Source organism: Cellulomonas sp. P4_B5_2, assembly GCF_056402235.1.
The window spans coordinates 1-6571 of the sequence record NZ_JBFUHU010000210.1 but is presented as its reverse complement, the minus strand read 5'-3'; the positions used below and the strand labels follow the sequence as shown (position 1 = coordinate 6571).

6 protein-coding genes, 1 pseudogene and 1 riboswitch are annotated in these 6571 nt (G+C 73.5%); of the genes and pseudogenes, 2 read left to right on the top strand and 5 right to left on the bottom strand.

What is annotated here, in order from left to right; translation table 11 throughout:
* Positions 1–577: pseudogene (locus AC1DUQ_RS14990) on the top strand (GNAT family N-acetyltransferase); the annotation flags it as partial.
* On the opposite strand, the gene AC1DUQ_RS14985 reads toward AC1DUQ_RS14990, so the two are convergent.
* The 4 genes from AC1DUQ_RS14985 to AC1DUQ_RS14970 all read right to left on the bottom strand — a co-directional run bounded on the left by AC1DUQ_RS14985 (position 564) and on the right by AC1DUQ_RS14970 (position 5175).
* Positions 564–1346, bottom strand: a complete 783-nt coding sequence (locus tag AC1DUQ_RS14985) for a hypothetical protein (protein ID WP_477074059.1) — start codon at positions 1344–1346, stop codon at positions 564–566. The pseudogene AC1DUQ_RS14990 and the gene AC1DUQ_RS14985 sit on opposite strands and share 14 nt — an antisense overlap.
* Before the next feature lie 69 nt (positions 1347–1415).
* On the bottom strand, positions 1416–2408 hold the full coding sequence (locus AC1DUQ_RS14980) for an ABC transporter ATP-binding protein (RefSeq protein ID WP_477074058.1): 993 nt from the start codon (positions 2406–2408) through the stop codon (positions 1416–1418).
* A complete protein-coding gene (locus AC1DUQ_RS14975) occupies positions 2399–4141 on the bottom strand; it encodes an ABC transporter permease (protein WP_477074057.1) in 1743 nt (580 codons plus the stop codon). Before AC1DUQ_RS14975 ends, AC1DUQ_RS14980 begins: the two co-directional genes overlap by 10 nt.
* Before the next feature lie 5 nt (positions 4142–4146).
* Positions 4147–5175 (bottom strand): thiamine ABC transporter substrate-binding protein, encoded by a 1029-nt coding sequence (locus AC1DUQ_RS14970; protein ID WP_477062565.1) that lies wholly within the window; start codon positions 5173–5175, stop codon positions 4147–4149.
* Between the two features lie 66 nt (positions 5176–5241).
* Positions 5242–5357, bottom strand: a riboswitch (TPP riboswitch).
* A gap of 87 nt (positions 5358–5444) precedes the next feature.
* On the opposite strand from AC1DUQ_RS14970, the gene AC1DUQ_RS14965 reads away from it, so the two are divergent.
* Positions 5445–5732 (top strand): DUF4235 domain-containing protein, encoded by a 288-nt coding sequence (locus AC1DUQ_RS14965; protein WP_056087069.1) that lies wholly within the window; start codon positions 5445–5447, stop codon positions 5730–5732.
* Here AC1DUQ_RS14965 and AC1DUQ_RS14960 read toward each other — a convergent pair.
* The coding region (locus AC1DUQ_RS14960; RefSeq protein WP_477074056.1) for a phytoene desaturase family protein at positions 5686–6571 on the bottom strand (886 nt) is incomplete at its 5' end. The genes AC1DUQ_RS14965 and AC1DUQ_RS14960 overlap by 47 nt on opposite strands.

The window sequence follows — 6571 nt, the reverse complement described above, 5'->3', positions numbered from 1 at the left end:
GGTCGAGCGGTACTCGGTGTTCGACCTGCCCTTCGACCCGGACCTCATGGCGAAGCAGCGCGCGGAGGCGGAGGCGCACGCCGGCCCCGACTACCGCCTGGTGACCTGGCAGAGCCACGTGCCGGAGGAGTGGATCGACTCGTACGCGCTGCTGAACACGCGGATGAGCACGGACGCGCCGCTGGGTGGGCTCGACCTCGAGGAGGACGTCTGGGACGCGGAGCGGATCCGCACCTACGAGAGGCAGTACGACGAGCGCGGGCTGGAGCTGCTGGTGCTCGCCGCCGAGCACGTCCCGACGCACACGCTCGCGGCGTTCACCTGCTTCATGGCGGTCCCGAACAGCGACGAGTTCGTGCACCAGGACGACACCCTCGTGCTCAAGGAGCACCGCGGGAAGCGCCTCGGGATGCTCGWCAAGACGGCCAACCTGCAGCGGCTCGCGGCGGAGCGGCCGTCGGTCCGGCGCGTCGGCACGTGGAACGCCGAGGAGAACTCCTACATGCTCGGCATCAACGTGGCGCTCGGGTTCCGGCCGGCCGGTGGCTCCGGGGAGTGGCAGCTCAAGCTGAGCTGACGTGGGCAGTGCTGGTCTGAGAGTGCGGCACCGACTGCTGCCACCAGCCGGACCAGCGCTGCTCCACCTCGGCGAGCGTGGCGTCGTCGAGCCCGTAGGTGGACAGGATCGCGTCGACGCTGCCGTGGGGCGGGGAGCTGCCTGCGGGCGTCTCCATCACCACCAGGAACGACTCGGTGATCCCGTGCAGCCGCAGGCCGACCTGCAGGGGCGTCCGGTAGATCAGGGTGCCGCCGAGCAGGGTCCCGTCGGGACGCCGGGCCTGGACGTGACCGCCGACGGGCACCCCGTGGATCCCCATCAGGCCGGCCCGGTCGAGCAGCCGGTTCCCCCGCTCGCCCGCGTCGAGGCCGAAGACGCTCAGGGTCCGACGGTCCTGGTCGGGGTGGATGGTGAGCGCGAACTGCAGCTGGTGCGCGAACGCGATCCAGCCCTCGTCGATCTCGTCGCGCACCCCGTCGAAGAGGGCGAGGCCCTGGTGGCTGCGCCGCGTGACGGTCACGTGCGTGCGGTGCGGCTGGTGCGCGGCGGTGCGCAAGGTGAGCCTGTCGTGCGTCGGCAGGGTGAGCGCGTGGATGGTCTCGTCGCCGATGACGTCCTGGGACTCGAGGGCGCCGTCGACGAACAGCTGCCGGATCTCGGCGTCGAGTCCCGGGTGGTCCCACCCGTACCAGCGGCGTACCAGCGCCGGATCCCGCAGGTACGGCCAGACCTTCCCCAGCGACAGGGGGATGTCGACCGACACGACCTCACGGAGCTCCAGCGTCATCGCCATCACCTCGGTGCTCGCCACCAGACCGGACACTCCGACCGTAGCCCGACGCGACCACAACCGCGATCAGTCGTCGAGGACCGCCATCGCGTCCGGCTCGACGCCCAGCTCCACGACGTCCCCCGCCGACCACCGACCACCGACGGGCCCCAGCGCGGTGACCACGCCGATGCCGTCGACCTCGACCCGGACCTCCGACCGGCCGCGGCGCGACGAGACGCCGCGGACCGTCCCCTTGGCCACGCCGGACCGTCCGACGACGAACGCACCCTCCGCCAGCGCCAGCGTCGCCGACGACGCCGGGGCACCGACGGCCTCGCGCAGGGGCGCCGCGGCGGGGCTGTCCAGCGGGACGAACGCCTCGTAGCCGAGGAACGACGCGACCTCGCGCGAGGCCGGCCGGCTCCAGAGGTCCGCGGGCGCGTCGACCTGGAGCAGCTTCCCGGCCGACATGACGGCCACCCGGTCGGCGACCGCGAAGGCCTCGTCCTGGTCGTGCGTGACGAACACGGCGGTGGTGCCGGTGGCGACGAGGGCCGCCCGCAGGTCGACGGCGAGGCGCTCGCGCAGGGCGCGGTCGAGGGCGGACAGCGGCTCGTCGAGCAGGAGCAGCCGCGGGGCGGGCGCGAGGGCGCGAGCAAGGGCAACCCGCTGCCGTTCCCCGCCCGACAGGGTCGCGACACCGCGGGACTCGTAGCCGCCCAGGCCGACGAGCTCGAGCAGCTCCGCCACGCGCTCTGCGGACCGCGCCGGCAGGCCGTACGCGACGTTCCCGCCGACGGTCCGGTGCGCGAAGAGCTGCCCGTCCTGGAACATCAGCCCGAACCCGCGCCGGTGCACGGGCAGCCCCGCGACAGAGACGCCGTCCCACGCGACCGTGCCGCCGGCGAGCGGCTCGAGCCCCGCGACCGCGCGCAGCAGTGACGACTTCCCGCAGCCGGACGGCCCGAGCAGGGCGACGACCGAGCCCGTCGGCACGTCGAGCGACACCCCGTCGACCGCGGCGACCGTGCCGTACCGGACGACGACGTCCCGCAGGGTCAGACCGTTCACCACCACTCACCTCCCGCGCCGGGCGCGCGCAGCCGTTCGCAGAGTGCCACGATCCCCGCCGTGAGCAGCGCGAGCACCACGGACGCGGCGAGCGCCATGCCGTACGACTCGGGGCCCGGCCGCCCGATGAGCCGGAAGATCACCACCGGCAGCGTCGGCCTGTCCGGGCGGGCGAGGAAGGACGTGGCGCCGAACTCCCCCAGCGAGGCGGCGAACGCGAACCCGATCGCGAGGCCGAGGGACCGGGTGGCGATCGACAGGTCGACCGTCCGCAGCACCCGACCGGGCGCGGCGCCGAGGGTGGCGGCCGCCTCGCGCAGCCGGGGGTCGATGGCCCGGAGCACAGGCAGGACCGTCCGCACGACCAGGGGCACGGCGACGACCGCCTGCGCGACCGRCACCAGCAGCGGGCTGGTCCGCAGGTCCACCGGCAGCCCGAACGGGTGGTGCATCGACAGCAGGAACCCGAACCCGACGGTCACGGCGGACACCCCGAGGGGGAGCATGAACAGCGCGTCCAGGCCGACCACCGCGCGCCGCCCGATCGCTCGGCGCGGTCGTCGCGACACGACGAGCGCGACCAGCCCGCCGACCACGAGGGCGATCACCGTGGCGTCCAGCGCGACCCGCAGCGAGTTCAGCGTGGCCTGCCAGACGGTCACCGTCAGCGCCCCGCCGGTGGTGCCGAGCGCGGTGTAGTGGTCCAGCCCCCAGCCGGCGTCGGTCCGCAGCGACCGGACCACGAGGTTGACCAGCGGGAGGGCGAGCAGCAGGACGACCAGCGCCGTGACCGCGGTCGCGACGAGGGTCAGCGCGTGCCCGTCGCCGGCCGGCATGCCCATGGGCCGACGCAGCCGCAGCGGACGCACCGACGCCTCCGGATGGGTGAGCGCCAGCGCCCGCTCGCGCCGCGACCGCGCCCGGCCGGCGAGCGTCAGCGCGACGGCGACGACCACCAGCTGCACGACCGACAGCACGGCCGCGGCCCGCAGGTCGAGGAACTGCGTCGTCTGCACCCAGATCTCGGTCTCGATGGTGCCGAACTGCAGCCCGCCGAGCACCAGCACGGTGCCGAACGCGGTCGCGCAGTAGAGGAAGGTCAGGGAGGCGGCGGACGCGATCGCGGGGGTGAGCGCGGGGAGCGTCACGGTCCGGAACGCCCGCCACGGCGAGGCGCCCAGCGCGCGCGCCGCCTGCTCGGCCCGGGGGTCCAGCCGCTCCCAGAGCCCGCCGACCGCGCGCACGACGACCGCGTAGTTGAAGAACACGAGGGCGGCGACGATGGCGACGAACGTGCCGTCCAGGTGCAGGAAGCCGAGCGGCCCGCCGCTGACCAGCAGCGACCGGAACGCGACACCGACCACGACGGTCGGCAGGACGAACGGCACGGTCACGAACGCCCGCACCAGGGCACGACCGCGGAACGTGTGCCGGTAGAGCACGTACGCGCCGGGCACGCCGAGCGCGACCGACAGCAGGGTCCCCAAGGACGCCTGCGCGACCGTCAGCCCGATGATCCGCCAGGTCCGCGGGCGAGAGAACACGTCCGCGAACCCGCTGAGGTCCAGGCGCCCGTCGACGACGAACCCCTTTGCGATCATCTCGACCACGGGCCACGCGAAGAACAGCCCGAGGAACACGAGCGGCACCGCGACCGCCAGCGCCCAGAACGCGACGACGCGCGACCGTCCCGACCCCACCGCGGAGGGGGCGTCGGGACGGTCGAGCGTCAGGGTCATCGCGGTCAGCCGATCACCGTGTCCGACCACTCGGTCAGCCACGCCTCACGGTTCTCGGTGATCTCGGCCGGGTCGACGTCGAACGGGTCGGTGGCCAGCGGTGCGAATGCCGCCCACTCCTCGGGGAGCGTCGCGGTCGGGCTCGCGGGGTACATGTACATGGACAGCGGGATGTCGTTCTGGACCTCGTCGGTGCGCAGGAAGTCGAGCAGCTGCTGCGCACCCGTCGGGTTGGCCGCGCCGGCCAGCACGCCCGCGTACTCGGTCTGCCGGAAGCAGGTGTCCAGCAGCGCACCGGTGGTCGGCGCCGTCCCACCCTCGGGCACGGTGTACGGCGGCGACGACGCGTAGGACAGGACGATCGGCCGCGGGCCGTCGGCGCCCCCGCCGGAGAAGTCCGTGTAGTAGGCGTCGGACCAGCCGTCGGCCACCTTGACCCCGTTGTCCCGGAGCGCCGACCAGTATTCCTGCCAGCCGTCCGCACCGAACGCCCCGACGGTGGCCAGCAGGAACGCGAGCCCGGGCGACGACGTCACCGCGTTGGGGACCACGAGCAGGTCCTTGTACTCCGGCTTGGCCAGGTCCTCGAGGGTCACCGGCTCGGCCAGTCCCTTCGCGGCGAACCAGGAGTGGTCCACGTTGATGCACACGTCGCCGTAGTCGATCGGGACCAGCGCGTCCTCGAACACGCCCTCGGCGTCGGTGGTCGTGGGCGCGACGACGCCCTCGTCGACGGCTCGGGACGCGAACGTGTTGTCGATGCCGAACACGATGTCGCCCAGCGGTGCGTCCTTGGTGAGCACGAGCTGGTTGACCAGCGTGCCGCCGTCGCCCGGCTGGACCACGTCGACGGTCAGCCCGGTCTGCTCCTCGAAGTCGGCGAGGATGCCGTCCGAGAGCGCGAACGAGTCGTGCGTGACGAGGGTGACGGTCCCGCCGGACGCGCTGGGGCTCGGCTCGTCGGACCCGATGGCCGAGCAGCCGGCCAGAGCCGCGACAGCGGCGAGAACAAGGAGCGAGTGGATCCTCGCCATGGGTGATGCTCCTCCTCGATAGCAAAAGGAGGGGGTCGCCGCGATCAGCCGGGTGGCCGATCACGAGGACTGAGAAGCCCGACTCCCTACGCCGGTATCAACCGGATCAGGTTCGAGGGTCTGCGGTTCTCCGCACTCTCAGCGTCCAGACCGTTGGGTCCGACGCTCCCCTGTCGTTCGCCCGAGATCCTACGCCGTCTGGAGCAGCGCGAACGCTCGCGCCCGACTACGGTCGTGACCAGACCGTCACCCACCTCGGAGGCTCACTCGTGGACGACAAGCAGACCCAGTCCCTCGTCGCCAAGCTCATCGGCACCGGCGCGGCCCTGGCCGCCGCGTTCGTGGTCCAGCAGGTGCTCGCGCAGGCGTGGAAGGCCAAGACCGGTCACAAGCCGCCGAAGGCCGACGACCAGGGCGACGCCGGGCTCTCCGAGGTCGTCGCGGCCGCCGCGCTCACCGGCGCGCTCGTCGCGATGGCCCGCGTGCTGGCCACCCGCGGGACCGCCCGGTTCACCGCGCGCGTGGACTCGAAGCCGGACCTGAACCCGCTCGACTGAGCTCCGGTGCCACGCTCGGTAGCCGGGTGATCCCGAACTCCCGCAGCACCCGCTTCGCCGCGTACCAGCCGCCGAGGCCGTGCACGCCCGGCCCGGGCGGGGTCGACGCCGAGCACAGGTACACGCCGTCGCGGCCGGAGGAGTACGGGTCCCACCGCCGGGTCGGCCGCGCGAACAGCTGGCGGATGCTCGCGGCGCCCGCGGAGATGTCGCCGTCCACGTAGTTCTGGTTGTGCTCGCTCATCCGCGACGCCGGGGTGCACCGGGACGTGACGACGACGTCGCGGAACCCGGGCGCGTACCGCTCGATGTGCCGGGTCACCGCCTCGGTCACGTCCACGTCCGACCCCGCGGGCACGTGCGCGTAGGTCCACAGCGGGCGCCGACCGTCGACCAGCCGGGTCCCGTCCACCACGGTCGGGTCGCTGACCAGCGTCATCGGCAGGTCGGCGTGCTCGCCGTGGACGACCGCGCCCTCCGCCTGCGCCATCTCCGCCCGCGTGCCCCCCACGTGCACGGTCCCCGCCAGCCCGACCTCCGGCACCGTCCACGGCACCGGCCCGTCGAGGACGAAGTCCACCTTCGCGGCCGCGTTGCCGTACCGGAACGCCTCCAGCGCGGTCCTGGCCCGGGTGGGGAGCCGGTCGCCCAGCACGTCGACCAGCGTCCGCGGGGTGGTGTCGAAGACGTAGCAGTGCGCGGGTGGGAGGTCGGCGAACCGGCGCACCCGGTGGTCGGTGCGGATCGTGCCGTCGTGGGCCTCGAGGTCCTGGCGCAGCGCCGCGACGAGCGCGCCGGAGCCCCCGCGCGGGAGGGGCCAGCCGCCCGCGGCGTGCGCC